Annotated in this window: 18 protein-coding genes; 1 reads left to right on the forward strand and 17 read right to left on the reverse strand. The window is 39.1% G+C overall.

Annotation, left to right across the window (positions count from 1 at the left end; genetic code table 11):
- Positions 1 to 32 precede the first annotated feature (32 nt).
- The 11 genes from IV80_RS01090 to gmk all read right to left on the reverse strand — a co-directional run bounded on the left by IV80_RS01090 (position 33) and on the right by gmk (position 11380).
- Positions 33 to 689 (reverse strand): thiamine diphosphokinase, encoded by a 657-nt coding sequence (locus IV80_RS01090; RefSeq protein WP_057748243.1) that lies wholly within the window; start codon positions 687 to 689, stop codon positions 33 to 35.
- Positions 686 to 1342, reverse strand: a complete 657-nt coding sequence (gene rpe / locus IV80_RS10050; RefSeq protein WP_057748246.1) for a ribulose-phosphate 3-epimerase — start codon at positions 1340 to 1342, stop codon at positions 686 to 688. The genes IV80_RS01090 and rpe overlap by 4 nt, the downstream gene beginning before the upstream one ends.
- Before the next feature lie 3 nt (positions 1343 to 1345).
- Positions 1346 to 2263 carry a ribosome small subunit-dependent GTPase A gene (gene rsgA / locus IV80_RS10055; protein ID WP_057748249.1) on the reverse strand — a complete coding sequence of 306 codons (918 nt, stop codon included), beginning with the start codon at positions 2261 to 2263 and terminating at the stop codon, positions 1346 to 1348.
- Between the two features lie 15 nt (positions 2264 to 2278).
- Entirely contained in the window at positions 2279 to 3766 is a 1488-nt protein-coding gene (pknB, locus tag IV80_RS01105) for a Stk1 family PASTA domain-containing Ser/Thr kinase (RefSeq protein WP_057748252.1), read from the reverse strand.
- Entirely contained in the window at positions 3767 to 4510 is a 744-nt protein-coding gene (locus IV80_RS01110; protein ID WP_057748255.1) for a Stp1/IreP family PP2C-type Ser/Thr phosphatase, read from the reverse strand.
- A 6-nt stretch (positions 4511 to 4516) separates the two neighbouring features.
- The gene (rsmB, locus tag IV80_RS01115) at positions 4517 to 5854 is read right to left on the reverse strand and encodes a 16S rRNA (cytosine(967)-C(5))-methyltransferase RsmB (RefSeq protein WP_057748257.1); all 1338 of its coding nucleotides are present in this window, start codon (positions 5852 to 5854) and stop codon (positions 4517 to 4519) included.
- The gene (gene fmt / locus IV80_RS01120) at positions 5851 to 6801 is read right to left on the reverse strand and encodes a methionyl-tRNA formyltransferase (protein ID WP_057748260.1); all 951 of its coding nucleotides are present in this window, start codon (positions 6799 to 6801) and stop codon (positions 5851 to 5853) included. Before fmt ends, rsmB begins: the two co-directional genes overlap by 4 nt.
- Before the next feature lie 33 nt (positions 6802 to 6834).
- Positions 6835 to 9249 (reverse strand): primosomal protein N', encoded by a 2415-nt coding sequence (priA, locus tag IV80_RS01125; RefSeq protein ID WP_057748263.1) that lies wholly within the window; start codon positions 9247 to 9249, stop codon positions 6835 to 6837.
- Positions 9250 to 9265: 16 nt separating this feature from the next.
- A complete protein-coding gene (gene coaBC, locus IV80_RS01130; RefSeq protein ID WP_057748266.1) occupies positions 9266 to 10477 on the reverse strand; it encodes a bifunctional phosphopantothenoylcysteine decarboxylase/phosphopantothenate--cysteine ligase CoaBC in 1212 nt (403 codons plus the stop codon).
- 77 nt (positions 10478 to 10554) lie between these two features.
- Positions 10555 to 10764, reverse strand: a complete 210-nt coding sequence (rpoZ, locus tag IV80_RS01135; RefSeq protein ID WP_057748268.1) for a DNA-directed RNA polymerase subunit omega — start codon at positions 10762 to 10764, stop codon at positions 10555 to 10557.
- 1 nt (position 10765) lies between these two features.
- Positions 10766 to 11380, reverse strand: a complete 615-nt coding sequence (gene gmk / locus IV80_RS01140) for a guanylate kinase (protein WP_057748272.1) — start codon at positions 11378 to 11380, stop codon at positions 10766 to 10768.
- A gap of 181 nt (positions 11381 to 11561) precedes the next feature.
- On the opposite strand from gmk, the gene IV80_RS01145 reads away from it, so the two are divergent.
- Positions 11562 to 11876, forward strand: coding sequence for a hypothetical protein (locus IV80_RS01145; RefSeq protein WP_057748274.1), 315 nt, complete (start codon positions 11562 to 11564; stop codon positions 11874 to 11876).
- Positions 11877 to 11880: 4 nt separating this feature from the next.
- Here IV80_RS01145 and IV80_RS01150 read toward each other — a convergent pair whose 3' ends face one another.
- The 6 genes from IV80_RS01150 to IV80_RS01175 form a co-directional block, all read right to left on the reverse strand.
- Positions 11881 to 12552 (reverse strand): ABC transporter permease, encoded by a 672-nt coding sequence (locus IV80_RS01150; protein WP_057748277.1) that lies wholly within the window; start codon positions 12550 to 12552, stop codon positions 11881 to 11883.
- Entirely contained in the window at positions 12553 to 13488 is a 936-nt protein-coding gene (locus IV80_RS01155; RefSeq protein ID WP_057748280.1) for an osmoprotectant ABC transporter substrate-binding protein, read from the reverse strand.
- A 13-nt stretch (positions 13489 to 13501) separates the two neighbouring features.
- Positions 13502 to 14140, reverse strand: a complete 639-nt coding sequence (locus tag IV80_RS01160) for an ABC transporter permease (RefSeq protein ID WP_057748282.1) — start codon at positions 14138 to 14140, stop codon at positions 13502 to 13504.
- Positions 14137 to 15321, reverse strand: a complete 1185-nt coding sequence (locus IV80_RS01165; RefSeq protein ID WP_057748639.1) for a betaine/proline/choline family ABC transporter ATP-binding protein — start codon at positions 15319 to 15321, stop codon at positions 14137 to 14139. The genes IV80_RS01160 and IV80_RS01165 overlap by 4 nt, the downstream gene beginning before the upstream one ends.
- Before the next feature lie 127 nt (positions 15322 to 15448).
- Positions 15449 to 17134, reverse strand: coding sequence for a DNA repair protein RecN (gene recN / locus IV80_RS01170; protein WP_057748285.1), 1686 nt, complete (start codon positions 17132 to 17134; stop codon positions 15449 to 15451).
- A gap of 26 nt (positions 17135 to 17160) precedes the next feature.
- A complete protein-coding gene (locus IV80_RS01175) occupies positions 17161 to 17622 on the reverse strand; it encodes an arginine repressor (protein ID WP_083490466.1) in 462 nt (153 codons plus the stop codon).
- Positions 17623 to 17634 lie beyond the last annotated feature (12 nt).

Consider the following 17634-nt stretch of genomic DNA (forward strand, 5'->3'; position numbering starts at 1 on the left):
AAGATTGAAGCTTTTAAAAGCTTCAATCTTTTTTATTGTTCTTTTTTAAGATCACGACTGTAAATAACTGCTACCGTTCCGGAAGTGAAACTAAAATTTGCCGTTGGTTGAACAAATTCATTGCTCACATAGGCTGTCGGGTACGGATCAATTTGATCCTGTAGCCTATATTTTTCATCCGGTAGCGTCAACTCCTGTACAGCTCCTAGCGTGATGAAAGATAAATACTTATAACCAGCTACTGCTTGTATTTGGTGATGTCCTGGTTTAAAAAAACGAATTATATTCTGCTGGTCAATCATTTTTATCTTCTGTGCATATTGATTGAATCGTGGTTTTAAGACCATTAAAAAATTACTCAAAAAGTGATCCAGGCGTCCACCAGATATGCCGTACAAATTCACAAAATTGGCATGATACTTCTCAAAAGCTTGTGATAAAGCCAGTTCAGTGTCGGTGTCGTCCTTAACCGGGTCGACTTGGATGATTTTACCAACCCGGTTTTTAACCCGCCTCAACTCATCCTCACTCATTGAATCAAAATCACCAACTGCCAACGTGGGAATGATACCGTGTTCTAATAGTGTTAAGCTTCCTCGATCCACACCAATCCAATTCACATCATTTGTAAAATCAATTGGGAGATCTGGTAGTTGCGGACTACCTGCTAAAATATTGACCAGCTTCATGACTTGGTCCTTAATTTTAATTTTTTGATTTGCGCAATGGGATCCTCACTATTAAAGACATACGAACCAGCCACAGCAATATCAGCTCCTGCTTGATATACCTCACCCACCGTGTCATCATTTATACCTCCGTCAACTTCAATTTTAAAATCGTTTTCTCCAGTTTGACGAAGTTGGTTGAGCTGTTGTATTTTTGAGGTCATCTGTGCGATGAATTTTTGTCCACCAAATCCTGGGTTAACTGTCATGACAAGCACTTGATCTACAATTGGTAACACATCTTGAATCAAACTAACCGGACTTCCCGGATTCAACACAACTTCTGCTTTGACACCGTGCTGCTTTATCATTTCTAATGCACGATAGATATGTGGTGTACTCTCAACGTGGACACCCACAATATCAGCTCCTGCTTCACAAAATTGACTTACAAATCTCTCTGGATTTTCAATCATTAAATGGCAATCCAGAGGCATACTTGTGATCGGTCTAATGGCTGCTACCATTCCAGGACCAAAACTTAAGTTAGGAACAAACTGTCCATCCATGACATCAATATGTAAAAGGTCCGCTCCACCTTTTTGAGCAACTTCGATATCAGGCTTTAAATCAACAAAATTTGCGCTTAAAATTGATGGTGCAACTTTAATCATAGGTTATTTCCTCCCTTTCTTTGAATACCCTTTTCGTTCATAATCTGGTTTTTGAGCTTTAATTAGATTAAAAAATTGAACATAATTATCATAGCGGCTTTGCCGAATATGGCCAGCTTCAACCGCTGCTTTTACAGCACAATTTGGCTCATTAATATGCAAGCATTCGCGAAAACGACAATTAATACCTGTCTTCTCGATTTCCGGAAACAGATTTTTTAATTCTTTCAGTTGCATTTCAAACACAGTATAACTTGAAAAACCTGGTGTGTCCGCAACAAGACCGTTTCCGATTGAAAACAAGGTAACTTTCCGAGTTGTGTGCTTACCACGATTCAAAGCTTGTGAGACATCCCCGGTTTGCAATTTTAAATTCGAATCTATCTGATTCAAAAGTGTCGACTTTCCAGCACCAGTTTGGCCCATAAAAATGGTCAGTTGTTCCGAAAAATCTGCCTTCAAGGCAGCAATTGAACTCGGCAGAAAAGCTTGCCAATCCAAGTAAACTTCATATCCAATTTTTCGATAATCTTCGGCAACTTGAGTTAATGCTGCTCGTTTTGTTACAGGGGTCAGATCGCCCTTTGTAAAATAAATAATTGGCCGAATATGTTTTTCTTCTAGGGTCACTAACTGACGGTCCAATAAATTAGTCGAAAAATCCGGTTGAACGCAGGCTGTCACAACAACCGCTTGATCAATATTAGCCAAAGGCGGACGAACTAATTGATTTTTTCTAGACGCTATTTTTAAAATGTAGCCCTCACCAGTTTCTTGCCGTTCGAATTCTACCCAGTCACCAACCAATGGTGAAATTTTTTGCTTTCGAAAATTTCCCCGGGCTCTTGTTCGATATGTTTTCCCCTCACTATTGACATCATAAAAGCCGCTTAGCGATTGAATAATTTGTCCTCTTTGCATAAAACCCTCCAGTTATTAATTAGCGACAGAAAAACGAATAGTTGTGACCCTTGGTACCACAACTTGATCCGGCACAACACTTTGATAAATGATCTTCCCACGGTCAAATTGGGTTGTTTGCACAACGTCTCTTTGAACTTTGAAACCTTTTGCCCGTAAATGCTTAGCAACCTGAGTATAGGAGCTGCCAATATAATTTCCTACCACATAACTATTAGGTCCTTCGCTCATCACAATGTTGACCGTAACGCCAGCTTGCACTTGTTTCTTCTTAGTAGGTAATGTTTCAACAACGCGTTTATAAGCAACTTTTTGACTGCCCGTTTTCGTAATCCGTCCCACTTTAAGATCATGATTCTTTAAAGTTTCGGTTGCTTGGATTTGAGTCATTCCAGTTACGTTCGGAATGGTAACGACCTTGGGAAAGCTGAGATAAAAAGCAATGGCAATACCACTAACAAACAAAACTAATAAGCCGAAGAAAATGGCAATTTTTTTTCGTAACGGATGGCGATTTCTTCTTTTTTTAACGCTTGGCTTGGTTTCAGGTGTCTGTGTCTTTTTTTGTGAAATCGCCTTAATTTCAGCAACATCCTTACTCGCTGATTCAAAAACTGAAGCGTCTGCTATGATCGTTTGGTCTGTAACCGATGGTGCTACAAAACGTTTTTCGTCAGCTCTTTTAACAGAGAGTGCTGTACTCAAGTCTGTTGCCATTTCGGTCACGTTATTATAACGGTCAAACGGATTTTTAGCAGTGGCTTTTAAAACCACATTCTCCAATGCTTGAGGAATGCGTGGATCAAAATCTCTCACATAGGGAATTTGGTTTTGGTAATGTTTAATTGCAATGGAAACAGCATTTTCACCCTCAAAAGGAACTCGTCCTGTCAGCATTTCATACAATATAATTCCTAGCGAATAAATATCTGACCGTTTCGTTGCTAAATGCCCACGCGCTTGTTCTGGCGATAGATAGTGAACAGAGCCCACCACTGCATTAGTTTGAGTTAAGGTCTGTTCCTCTTGTGCCAGAGCAACCCCAAAATCCGAAATTTTCGCATTCCCATTCTTATCCATTAACACGTTCTGCGGTTTCAAATCTCGATGGATAATATCATGTGCATGAGCCGTAGCTACACCACTCAGGATTTGCTCCATAATATCTACAACTTGCTGGTATGGTATTGGAAAATGTGTTTTAATGTATTGCTTTAGATCAGTCCCGTCAACGTACTCCATCACTAAGTAATGAAGCCCGTTATCTGTCCCCACATCGTATACACTCACAATATTAGGGTGGACCAACTCAGTTGTCGAAAGCGCCTCTCTTTGAAAACGCTGGATGGTTTTATCATCATTTTGCAAATCAAAACGTAGTAATTTCACAGCCACATTTCGGTTTAAAATTAAATCATGAGCTAGATAGACGTCTGCCATTCCGCCTTCGCCAAGTGAGCCAATGATACGATAGCGTCCGTTTAGTGTCTGATTTGGTGTCATCTACTCATTCACCTCGTCATCCGCTTGCATGATAAGCACAGTCACATTGTCGCGTCCGCCCGCCTGATTGGCAAACTCAATTAGCTTTAGACATTTTTCCTCTAAACTAACTGAACTAGCCAAAACATTTGCAATAGTCTGGTCACTCACCATATTAGTAAGCCCATCTGTACATAGGAGAATTTGGTCCTGCTTTTTCCACACATATGTATGGACGTCTATATCAGAATTAGTCGAAATTCCTAGTGTTTTTGTAATAATATTTTTTTGTGGGTGATTACGCGCTTCCTCAGGTGACAACTGTCCTTGCTTAATCAGTTCATTTACCAATGAATGATCTGAAGTTAATTGTTTTAATTCGTTTTTTTTGAATAGGTAACATCGACTATCCCCTAAATGTGCGACAATAAACTGATTTCTCAATATGATTGTAACCACAATCGTTGTGCCCATGCCGTTTAAGTCTGAATATTTCTGTGAGGTTTCTAAAATTTCATCGTTCTCCTGGGTAACCTCAGTTTGTAACCATTTAATGGCATTTAAAGCGTCCGTAAAGTCCGTATTTTGAAAAAGGTAACCAAGGTGAGAAACGGCCATTTCAGAGGCCACGTCACCGCCCTGACGGCCACCGATCCCATCAGCTACAATACTAAATAAAACGTCCTTTTTATTCTTAAACACGCCTACGTAATCTTGATTTTCATCTCGATGATTACCAATGTCAGATTGAAACGCGTATTTCATGATTAATCACGCTCTCTTTTTTAAACAAGCAATAAAAAAGCCATCGGTTTCAAAGTCATCGGGATAAATATTTAAATAAGGCTCTGATCTAGATGCTTTTATTTGTTTGTCCGTTAAAGTCTGAATCAATTCAAATTCAGGATGAAGTGTTAGAAAATCTGTAATTGTTTCTTCATTTTCTTGTTTCAATATTGTACAAGTACTGTATGTTATTATACCGTTCTTTTTTAATTTTGCGGCAATCGCATTTAAAATTGCAATTTGAATTTTGTGTAAATTTTGGCTATCCTGAAGAGATTTTTCATAACGAATTTCCGGTTTTCTTCGAATAAGTCCAATTCCTGAACACGGTGCATCCACAAGAATTCGATCAAATGTCTCATCATCAGCTATTTCGTCAATTTTTCGAGCATCTAATGTTTTAGCTGTAATCTGATTAGTTAGTCCCATCCTCGCAGCATTAGCTTTAATCAACGCCACTTTTTTAGGATGAAGGTCGAGTGCTAAAACCGAGCCAGTTTCGCCAAGCTTTTGGGCAATATGTGTTGTTTTGCCTCCCGGTGCAGCACATGCATCAAGTACTGTCATCCCTGTATTTAACTGCATAGCTTCAGCAACAAGCATGGCACTTTCGTCCTGAATCGTTAAAGTGCCATTTTTAAATAATTCCGTATTGGCAACACTGCCTTTAACCATACGAATACCATCTGCAGCCACCTTACTTGGATGAGCTTCATAACCCAACCGACCTAACTTATCAATAGCATTGGCAACCGTTACTTTTTCCGTGTTCACACGTACTGCCTGATGGGCAGGTTGATTAATTGAGGCGAGAATCTTTTCAGTCTTTTCTTCGCCTAACTGCGCATCTAGCTGTGCGACAATCCACGGTGCAATACTATATTTCACACTGCGATATTGAACGGGATCCTTGATTTCAGACAGTTCAGGCAACCCTTTTCTTTGGATAGCATGCAAAACACCAGTTACAAACAGCCGTGTACCCTTGTGTCCATATGTTTTTGCAATTTCGATGCTCTCATTAAAAATGGCCCTTGTTGGGACCCGATCTAAATAATGTAGTTGAAAAACAGCCGTTAATAAGAGAGCCTGTACCCAATCCTGAACTGATTTGTCAGCGATAAAAGGGGTTAAATAGTACTCAAGTGTGAGTTTTCTTTGCATGACCCCATAAACAATTTCCGTTAATAAATTAATATCTAATTGAGATAACTGACTATTAGCAATCGTTTGTTTTAACTCAATATTTGAGTAAGCACCTTTATTTATACGTACGAGGATATCAACTGCTAGTGCGCGTGGATTTTTTTGTTTATCTATCATAATTTGATAACCTGTTCACCCTCATAAAACGCTTCCTGACTTCCATTTAAATAATCTGTGATCTCCATTTGTGGTTTGCCCGCTGGTTGAACACGATCCAAACTCACAACCCCATGATCACCCGTCGCAACAAGCAATTTATGCTTCGTTTTTTCTACAACTTGCCCAGGTTTTAATTCCGTTGTTTGTGGCAATAGCGACACTTCCCAGAGTTTTGTTCTAACCCCATTTAAAATAATGTAGCTCACAGGAAACGGTCTAAGGGCACGAACTTTAGCATCTACCAAACGCGCTGATTTGGTAAAGTCAACTTCCTCTTCTTCAGGTTTAATATTGGGAGCAAAAGTTACTTGTGATTCATCTTGAGCCACACTTGTGATTTCACCCGCAATCAATTTAGGCAAGGTCTTTATTAATAAGTTTCTGCCCAAAATACTTAATTTTTCAAACATTGAGCCTACATCGTCCGTTGGTTCAATTTTAATTTTACTTTGTGCCAACATTTCGCCAGCATCCATTTTCTTAACCATATATATCAAGGTCACGCCGGTTTCCTCATCACCATTCATAATGGCATAATGCACAGGAGCCCCTCCACGATATTTTGGTAATAACGAAGCGTGAACGTTAACTGCCGCAATTTTAACTGAATTGATAAGCTTCATTGGTAAAAATTGGCCAAAAGCCGCAGTCACAATCAAATCAGCCTGAAGATTAATCAGAGTTTGCATTTCTTCAGAACCGCTAATTTTTTCGGGTTGAAAAACAGGAATATGATTATGAACCGCAACTTGTTTGACGGGTGATTGCGTCATTTGATGCTTTCGGCCTGTTCGACGATCGGGCTGCGTCACAACAGCCACTACCTCATAATTAGGGTCTTCAATCAAACGCGTAAGAATGGGAGCTGCAAATTTCGGTGTTCCCATAAAAATAATAGATTTCATTAGTTAATCTCCTCGCATACTTTCACTTCTAAGCTACATAAAAGACTGGGGCTGTGCATCAATTGCCAATTGAACGCCCTTCCGATAGTCACTTTGCGATTCCTGTAGAATCTTGGTAACTGCTGCATGCAACTTAGGTTCATTTTTATACTTAATTACAATTTGATAATAATACTTATCCTTAATTCGAGCAATCGGCTTTGGTGTTGGTCCTAAGACGATTGCAGTACCACTTAAATACGGACGTAATTCGTTGAGTACTTCATACATTTTTGCTGCAGCCATTTTTTCCTCTTTATGAGCGGCTGTAATTTGTAGCGTAAAATAATAAGGCGGATATTTACCTTGGTGGCGAATATACATTTCTTTTCGAAAAAAATTCTCATAATTTTGGGTTTTCGCTAACTGGATGGCGTAATGGTCCGGATTAAAGGTTTGAATCACGACCTCACCTAATTTCTCAGCTCGACCAGCTCGACCACTTACCTGGGTCAAAAGTTGAAAGGTTCGTTCACTAGCTCTAAAATCGGGTAATTCTAACGCTGTATCAGCATTCAAAACGCCAACCAATGTGACATCAGGAAAATCAAGCCCTTTCGCTATCATTTGTGTCCCAAGTAAGATATCGGCCTGATGATTGCCAAACTGCCGTAAAATTCTTTCGTGCGCACCTTTACGGCGAGTTGTGTCTACATCCATACGTAAAATACGTGCATTCGGAAATTGAGTTTGTAGTTCCTGCTGAACTTTCTCGGTCCCTGTGCCATAATATCGAATTTTACGGCTGTGACAATTGGGACAAATTTGGGGAATTGGTTCTTCATGACCACAATAATGGCATTTCATACTATGACTATCCATGTGTAAAGTTAAAGAAATATCACAATTGGGACATTTCAACACAAACCCACAATCACGACACATAATAAACGAAGAATAGCCTCTTCGATTAAGCATCAAAATACTTTGCTGCTTAGTCTGTAATCGTTGGTTTATCGCTGTTAGCAATGGTGTCGAGAAATTCTGATCAGCCCCACTTTGCAGCTCTTCTCGCATATCAATAATTTTCACTTTAGGCAAGGGATGCCCATTAATACGATCCGGTAATTTCAATAATTGATAAACATGCCGTTCACTTCTGGCTCTAGATTCTAAAGATGGTGTTGCACTTCCCAAAACAAGCGGACAATTATAAAACTTGCTGCGCCATTTAGCAACGTCTCTAGCATGATAACGTGGCGTATCATCCTGCTTATAACTCGTTTCGTGCTCTTCATCAATAATAATGACACCAACATTTTCAATTGGCGCAAATATAGCTGAACGTGCACCGACTACCACCTGCGCTTCATGCCGTTTAATTCTACGCCATTCGTCAAATTTTTCACCATCAGACAGCCCGCTATGAAGTACCGCAACTTGCTTACCAAAGCGCCCTTTTACACGAGTAACCATTTGGGGGGTCAAAGCAATTTCCGGAACCAACATAATTGCAGTTTTTCCTTGTGCCAGGGCGTAAGCAATTGCTTGCAAATATACTTCAGTCTTACCACTACCCGTTACTCCTTCTAATAAAAACGTCTGTGCAAGCCTGTTCTTGATGCTAGTTGTAATCGACGTCAATGCCGTTTGTTGTTCACCGTTTAAATGTAGTGGCTTCGTCTGCACCTGTTTTTCTTTGTAAGGGTCTCGATATTGCTCAACTTTTTTTCTTTTTAACCAACCCTTTGCTTCCCCAATTTTAATTGTCCCAACGGTTACACTTAATTTCTTCTCCAAAACCGGCTGATTAATAGGATCTTTTTGCTCGGCCAAAAAATGTACTAGTTCACGTAGCTTAGTGGCATTTTTGCGAAGTGAATTTAAGATCTCGGTTTCTTCTTCCGCATCAATTTGAGACGTTATTTGAAAAATTTGTCGGGCTTGTGCTTGGTTTTTTACCTGATAAACAATTTCAATTTTGTTTTGTTCTCTAAGTTTTGACAACTCGCTTTGTTGCTCCTTAGACAACTGATCCGGTTCAAAAGTCGACCAAGCTGATTCGGGAAGTATTTTAGCTAAGTCTTGCCGCTGGTAATTTTTATCTACGATTTTTAACTGTTTGCTGTATTTTGCCCGCATGACATTTGGCAACATTGTAAGTAAGCAAGTTATTTGAAATGAGAACGTCGAACTAGCCAACCACTTAGAAAGTTGAATTAATTCCTGATTTAATACTGGTTCTAGGTCCATCAGGCTATCAATTTCCTTTAGTTGCTGAATTGGTGCTACCTGCATTTCAACCGCCACTACAAACCCTTGAACTTTTCGATTACCATTACCAAACGGCACAACCACACGCATTCCGATTTTTAGCTCATTTTCTAGCGGTGTTGGAATCAAATACGAATAAGCACTATTTGTTTGCATGGTTGGGACATCCACAATAACTTTTGCAATTTGGACCATTACTTTCTCACCTACTTCACGAAAAGCGTTTTGCCAAAATTTCTAATACTTTCTTTGCGATCATTTGTTTACTCATTTTTGGAATCGTAATATTGGCGTGCTGCCGCTGCAAAATAGTTACGGCGTTCTCACTCACATTAAACCCAATATCACCTCGTGAAACATCATTTGCAATAATAAAATCAGCACCTTTACTTGCCAATTTAGCTTCTGCATTTTGCAAAAGGTCGTCTGTTTCAGCAGCAAAACCAACTACGATTTGTTTTTTTTTCTGTGCAGTTAAACTTTTTAAAATATCTGGTGTTTCTTTTAATTCCAGTGTAAATTGTTTCGTTTTACTATTTTTTTTAATTTTATGGTCCACAAATTGCACTGGTTCATAATCAGAAACAGCCGCTGCCATGATTAAAATATCTGCATCCGCAAAATTTTGCTGAACCGCTTGTTGCATTTCGGTAACCGTTTCAACAGAAATCAAGTGCACACCTACTGGAACTGGCAACTGATTGGTGGTCGAAATCAGGGTAACTTCGGCACCACTAGCCCTAGCCACTTGGGCAAACGCATACCCCATTTTACCAGAGGAACGATTAGAAATATAACGAACCGGGTCAATATAGGCCCGAGTTCCTCCAGCCGTGATAAGAAACCGTTTATGTTTAAGTCCTTGAAGTTGCTCATTTTTCTCCAGTAAATTGGTTTCAATAAAATTGAGCACCGCAAATGTATCAGGAAAACGTCCTTTCCCCGAGTATCCTTCGGCAAGCGGCCCATCATCTGGCGGCATAACTTGTATATCATCTTGCTTTAGCAAGTTTAAATTACGTTGTAGAGCCGGATTTTGCCACATATGATTATTCATGGCAGGAATCACAAAAACCGGAGTTGAAACGGCCAATAGCGTTGTACTCACAAAGTCGTCTGCAATTCCATTAGCCATTTTGCCAACTATATTGGCCGTTGCTGGTGCAACAATCGCCAACTCTGTCCAATCAGCAAGTTCAACGTGGGCCACCGGACTTGAAGTCACCTGTTCAAATAAATCCGTTTGAACTGGATGTCCACTAATTGTTTGGAAAGTGGCCTTACCAACAAATCGCATAGCTTCTTTTGTCATCGCCACACGAACCTTTGCTCCTTTTTTTTGCAGGCTACGAATAAGGTCAATTACTTTATATATCGCAATGCCGCCGGTTATAAAAAAAGTAACATGTTTATCTTTCCACATAAAACTTCTCCTCGTTAAGGTATAAAAATCGAAAAAAGGTCTGAAAGAAAATTCTCCCAGGCCTTTACATCATAACTTTAAAATTCTGTTTTGTCAGGATCAATGACTACATCACCGGCAACGATCTCCTCAAGTGCTTGTCCAACACTTTTAGAAGACTCATACTTGTCTAAAAGCGGTTGCGAACCAGCATCTAATTCGTGCGCACGTTTACTGGCTAACATAATTAACGAGTATCGTGAATCTACCCGTTCTAATAAATCATCAACTGAGGGATATAAAATCATATTATTTATCTCCTAACATTTCTTCATATTCTGGAAAAACACGAGCTACTCTAAATCTCTCGCTTCTTATAATCGTCTTAATACTCTCAACAGCATTTTCAACTTTATCATTAACTACTGCAAAATCATAATCTTGCATCATGCGGATTTCCTCAACAGCCTTTTTCATTCGCTTGTTGATTGTTTCCATATCTTCAGTACCACGATTAATGATTCGTTGTTTCAGCTCCATCAAATCAGGAGGGGTTAAGAAAACAAAAACACCATCTGGGGACTTCTTTCGTACCTGCAAAGCACCGTTAACTTCAATTTCCAAAAAAACATCTTTTCCTTGGTCTAAAGTCTCATTGACATATTTTAACGGCGTACCGTAATAATTGTCAACATACTTCGCATATTCTAACATCTGACCTGTTTCAATGTTATGCTCAAACTCTTCTTTAGAAACAAAGTAGTAATCCACACCATTGACTTCGCCTTCTCTGGGCTTTCGGGTCGTCATCGAGATCGAATACTGAAAATCATTCCCACCTTGGTCAAAGATTGCTTTACGTACCGTTCCTTTGCCAACTCCGGAGGGCCCGGATAAAACGATAAGCATTCCTCTTTTTGCCATAATCTAAAATCTCCTAATTATAATGTAACTCCTATTATCGCTTTTTTAAGCCTTATTTTCAACTCTTAATCGCTTAATAAGCGAGACTTTTACATATTTATGAACACATTCATAAATAGTATTGCATTTAAGAACGTTTGTTCGTATAATGTAAATACAAACAAACGTTCGAGGTGGAATCATGGAAAACTTACAAATATCTCATAATCAAGTCGGAAAGATTGTTCGTAACTCGTATCAAAAGCTCTTTTCTGAACCAGAGTTACAAGGTATTGAACCCCAAATGCCCAAAGCTCAATTACGTCTTTTTCTGAAACAATCAATTGACCGAAAATATAGGGTCACTGTCCAATTCAATAGTCAGCATACAATTTATGAAACTACTGGTTCATTAACTGGTCTGCCATCAGATCGTTTCATCTTAAAAGATCGGCATCAAAACGTAACTTATCTTTTAAGTCTATCAGACATTCGCTTTATCAAAAAAGTGGACTAAGCTTTTATTTACTTGTCTTAGCACGCTTATAGGCAGGATCCAAGCGGTTCTGTAGCCACCCCAAGACAAGATCAGAAATAATTGCCATTAAGGCTGTTGGAAGTGCTCCAGCCAAAATAATTGCTCCGCCATTTGTCGCATTGGTGCCACGAATAATAATATCACCAAGACCGCCAGCACCCACGAAAGTACCAATGGCCGTGATTCCAATTGCTAAAACTAAAGCATTCCTTATTCCGGCCATAATAACTGACATTGAGAGCGGCAATTCTACCATATACAGTAATTGAAAACGTGTCATTCCCATTCCTTTTCCGGAATCCAAAATACTGGCGTCCACACTTTCCATACCACTATAAGTATTCTTGATAATTGGTAATAACGCATATAAAAAAACGGTGGCAATAACTGTATTTACACCTAACCCTAAGCCCAGCATAATAATGGACAGCATGGCTAATGATGGCACCGTTTGAATCACATTTGCAATCCCAATGACGGTGGTGCTTAACTTGGAATGTCTGGAAATAAGGATACCCAAAGGAATGCCAACTATTGCCGCAAATAGAACACCATAAATTGAAATCAAGAAATGCCGGCTAAACTGTGACAACACGTACATGCCATTGTGTGAAAAATAGTAAATTAATTGTTGAAAAATGTTTAAATCGGTCATTTATTGATCACCCTTTCCATCAAAATAATGGTGTTGTACTAAAAATCGATGGGCTACGACTTGTGGTTCAATCAGTTGATTATCAACCTCCGCATTCAATTCTTGCATTGTGCTCAACGAAATTTGCCCCTTTAACTTAAGAAAAACGTTTTTCAATTCTGGATGCTTCTTCAAAATTTTATTAGTTGCTAGTGGGCTCGCATCATAAGGTGGGAAGAAATGTTTATTATCTTTCAAAACCTTCAAATCATAGCTCTTAATGCGCCCGTCAGTCGAGTACCCTAATACAGCATTCATTTTTCCGGATTGCACAGCACTATACACTAAGCCGATTTGCATTGGATAAACCTTCTGAAATTGAAAACCATAGCTACGAATGAACCCATCATAGCCATCTCCCTTACGGTTAATCCAAATCTGATCTGCACCAACTGTCATATTAGGAGCCAACTTTTTCAAATCACTAACTGTATTCAAATGCGCTTGACGCGCAAGTTTACCGGTAACCATAAAAGCATACGTATCAGCAAATCCGTATGAAGGAAAATAAGTCATGTGATACTTATCACGATATATCTCACGAACTTTTCTTGTTGCTACTTTTGGATTTTTAATAGCTTCTTGATTAAAAATTGTCGTTAAATCTGTCCCGCTATATCGAATGGCAGAAATATCTGCGTTGCCATTTTTGACAGCTTGAAAACTCACTGACCCTGAGCCTAAATTATTAATTAGCGTCGTCTTCAAATTTGTATCATGTTGAATCAAATCAGAAAGCATGTACGCCATAATTTGCTGCTCTGTTGTATTTTGAGCCGCAATGCGAACCGTATCATTAGCGGACGAATTCAAACCTGGGAAGCCACAACCACTTAAAACTAACGTCGACACAAGCAACAATAATGCAGCTTTAAATAATCGAACTATTTTTTTCATTGTGATCCCCCCTCTATAATTTTGCGTGACTGGTTGTCTTAGGCGTAAGTTGTACTTCCAGCTTACCTAACAACCAATCAACTAAAAGCGCTAATAAAATTACGGGAATCGAGCCACCAAGAATGAGATCAGTACGGTAAAGGTTCAGACCGTTGAAAATAAAGTCACCAAGACCACCCGCGCCAATATATGACGCTAAGGCTGTCCACGCGATTACATAAGTTGCTGAAAGTCGAATTCCACTCATAATCACCGGGACGGCCATTGGCAGCTCAACTTTAATAATGGACTGCAAACTAGTCATTCCCATTCCCTTTGCAGCATCTTTTAAACTTGGGTCTACGCCATTTAAGCCAAGGTAAGTATTTCTTAAAATAGGTAGAAGTGAATAGATAAATAACGCCACAATTGCAGGAATTGCACCAATTCCAAAGATTGGAATCATCATTGCTAACAATGCTAATGCAGGAATTGTTTGCAAAACACTGGCGATTTCAATGATAACTGTCGATGCTTTTTTCAATCGAGTCAGCATAACACCTAACGGCACCGCTATCAGAACTCCTAAAGCTAATGCAATTCCAGAAATATAAATATGCTGCCAAATCTTATAAAGCAACTGACCCCCATAAGTTTGAATAAAGGTAATCACGGTTTACCGTCACCTACCTTCTGTTCTTCTTTTATATCGGTCACAGGTTCCTTTTTAGTGTGTGCAGTGGCATCAGGTTCCCCCCAAAGCGCATCATACACAATATCCACCAGTGAAGCTCGAGTGACAATCCCCACTAATTTTTTGTCCTGATCGACAACTGGCACGTTTTTATAACCTCGTTTTAAAATTCTTTCAACAGTATCTCGGATAATTGAATTTTCGTTTACATAAAAGACTTTACGGGTCATAACATCATCAACACTTGTAGCCGTATTATAGTTATAATCAATTTGTTCAATATCAACATAACCCTTAAGGATACCCATATCATCTGTGACTAACAAAGTATCAACCCGTTTTTCATGCATTAATTTTAGCGCTTCTTTTAGCGAACGACCAGGTGTGATCGAAACGGCATTATTGTACATGACCTGACCAACAGTTGTAATGCTTGGTTTAGCTTGGATTAATCGGTCTTTTCCTATTAAATTCTCCACAAATTCATTAGCCGGATGTTGCAAAATTTCGTCTGGCGTTGCAACCTGAACCATTTTTCCGTGACTCATCACAACAATTCGGGTTGCCAATTTTAGCGCTTCATCCATATCATGCGTCACAAAGATTAACGTTTTTCCTAACCGCTCTTGTAAATCCTTGACAAAATCTTGTAAAGATTCTCTCGTAATTGGATCTAAAGCTCCGAAGGGTTCATCCATTAAAATTAAATCCTGGTCTGCTGCTAAAGCTCTTACAACACCAATCCGTTGCTGTTGACCACCTGATAATTCAGAAGGATAGCGGTCTAAATAGTCTTCAGGCAACTCAACCATTTTAATCATTTCTTTAGCCCGTTCATTACGTTTATCCTCAGACCACTTAAGTAACTTTGGTACAATCGTAATATTGTCTCGAATTGTCATGTGTGGCATTAAGCCAATATTTTGAATCACATATCCAATTTTTCGTCTCAATTTAACGGGATCGGCTTTCAAAACATCTTCACCTTCTAATTCAATTGACCCACTAGAAGGATTCAACATTCGGTTAATCATACGCATCGTAGTTGTTTTACCTGAACCAGATGTTCCAATAAAACAGATGAATTCACCCTTTGCAACGCTGAGATTAAAATCATCAACGGCTTTTTTACCTCCATAGACCTTAGAGAGATGTTTCATTTCTAAAAACACATAAGTCAACTCCATTCTTTTAAGTGCAACCAGTTCCATGGTATCGTACCTACCGGTGTTGCTGCAAATATTAAGCCCGAAAAAACAAGATTTTAACAAAATAAAAAAGGAACTTTTAAGACGAATGTGCCATCTTAAGAAGTTCCTTTGCATGTTGAATACTCAATTTAGTAACCGTACTGCCTGCTAGCATTCTGGCTAATTCCTGAATACGTCCATTTTCATCCAAAACAGTCAGCTTAGTTTCAGTACGTTTATTCTTAATTTCCTTAGCAATAAAAAATTGATGATCTGCCTCAGCCGCAACTTGGGGTAGATGTGTAATACATAAAACTTGAGAATAACTCGCAATTAATTTAATTTTTTCAGCAATTGCTTGAGCAACTCGACCACTTACGCCTGTATCCACCTCATCAAAAATAATACTTGTGACTCCTTGTGATTTGGCAAAAATCGTCTTCAAAGCCAGCATAATTCGGGAAAGTTCACCTCCAGATGCAATTCGAGATAAAGGACCCATTGTTTCACCAGGATTCGTTCGAAGATAAAACTCCACGGAATCAATGCCAGTTGCTTTAAACTTTTCGGTCTTCTCCTCACCAAAGTGAACTTCAAACTCTGCTTTATCCATATACAACTGTTTCAGTTGCTCATGAACAGCCGATTGCAGCTCATGAGCTGCTTTTTTTCGGGCAATCGAGAGTTGACCAGCAAAATTCTTTAGCTGTACCTCAAGCTGTTGTATTTGATTCTCCATTTGATCTTCATCAGATTCCGAGTCAACCATACTGTGTAACTCTTTTGATACTTTTTGATCATATTTTAAAATCTGCTCAACAGTATCTCCATATTTTCGCTTTAATTGATAAATTTCTTCAAGGCGCTTTTCCACCTGGTCCAACTTACCTTCGTCCCATTCCATACTATCCATTTCACTGCTGATTTCACTGGCCGCATCCTGTAATTGATAGTACGCAGAAGCCACTACGCCAGAAATAGCTTTGTATTTATCGTTAAGATCTTCAATATCCCGTAAAGCATTCATAGCTTCACCAGCCGTATCAATAGCGCCTTGTGATTCCTCGCTCTCTAATGCTAACTGTGCCGTCTGCAAAGCAGTGCTAATTTTTTGGTAATTCTCAAGCAACTCTTTTTGCGAGTTTAATTTTTCCTCTTCACCTACTTGTAAATTAGCATCTTCAATTTCTTTAACTTGAAAGCGCAACATATCAACACGTTGAGCCCATTCTTTTTCATTAGCTTTTTTTTGATCAAACTTCTTTCTTAAAGATTGATAAGCAAAAAACACTTCCTGATACTGTTTTAACAATGGCTGTATTTTGTGACGCGCAAACTCATCGAGCATCCCCAAGTGTTTTTCGGGCTGCATCAACTCTTGATGCTCATTTTGTCCATGAATATCAATAAGTGTTTCACCAATCCGTTTCAAAACAGTCGTATTTACAAGTGAACCATTAATACGGCAGACGTTTCGCCCGCTGATTTGCAACTCTCGCTGTAAAATAAGTGTTGTGTCCGCGTGCTCGATCCCATATTGATCTAATAAAGCCATGGTCTCTGGATTCTTATTGATACTAAACATTCCTTGTAGAATTGCTTTTTTAGCACCCTTACGAATAAAGTCTACCGATCCTCTACCACCAGCAAGCAGCCCGACAGCATCGATGATAATCGATTTTCCGGCTCCCGTCTCACCGGTCAAAACAGTCATACCTGAATCAAATTCAACATTTAAGCGTTCAATAATCGCAAAATTTTGAATGGATAACTCCTGTAGCATGTCCTCACCCCACCAACTTAAATAGCTTAAATCGTATTTGCCAGCATTTCTGTAATCAATTCCTTCACTCTTAGAACACCTTCATGACTTGTTGTCACAATCAGTACAGAACCATCATCACTAATAGCACCCAAAATATCTTCATGATTTAGCTGATTCACCAAACTTGCAATGGCGGGCCCACTACCTGGTTGGACTGCTAGAAAAATAAAGCTTTCACTACTTGTCACTTTCTGCAAAGATGCTTGCAAGGTTGCTTTAAGCTTTAATTTAATGTCCTCATCTTTTTTTGGCGGTAAGGCATAATGATAGCCACCATCTTTTGAGGGCAACTTTACCAACTGCATGTCGCGAATATCACGAGAAATTGTGGCTTGAGTGACTTCAATGCCACTTTCTTGTAAATAAGTCACCAAATCTTCTTGCTTTTGCACGTCATTTTCTTCTAAGATCTTTTCAATATGTTTTTGCCGCTCACTTTTTTTCATCCACATTGACCT

The sequence above is a fragment of the Pediococcus cellicola genome (assembly GCF_001438655.1).
Classification (GTDB): domain Bacteria; phylum Bacillota; class Bacilli; order Lactobacillales; family Lactobacillaceae; genus Pediococcus; species Pediococcus cellicola.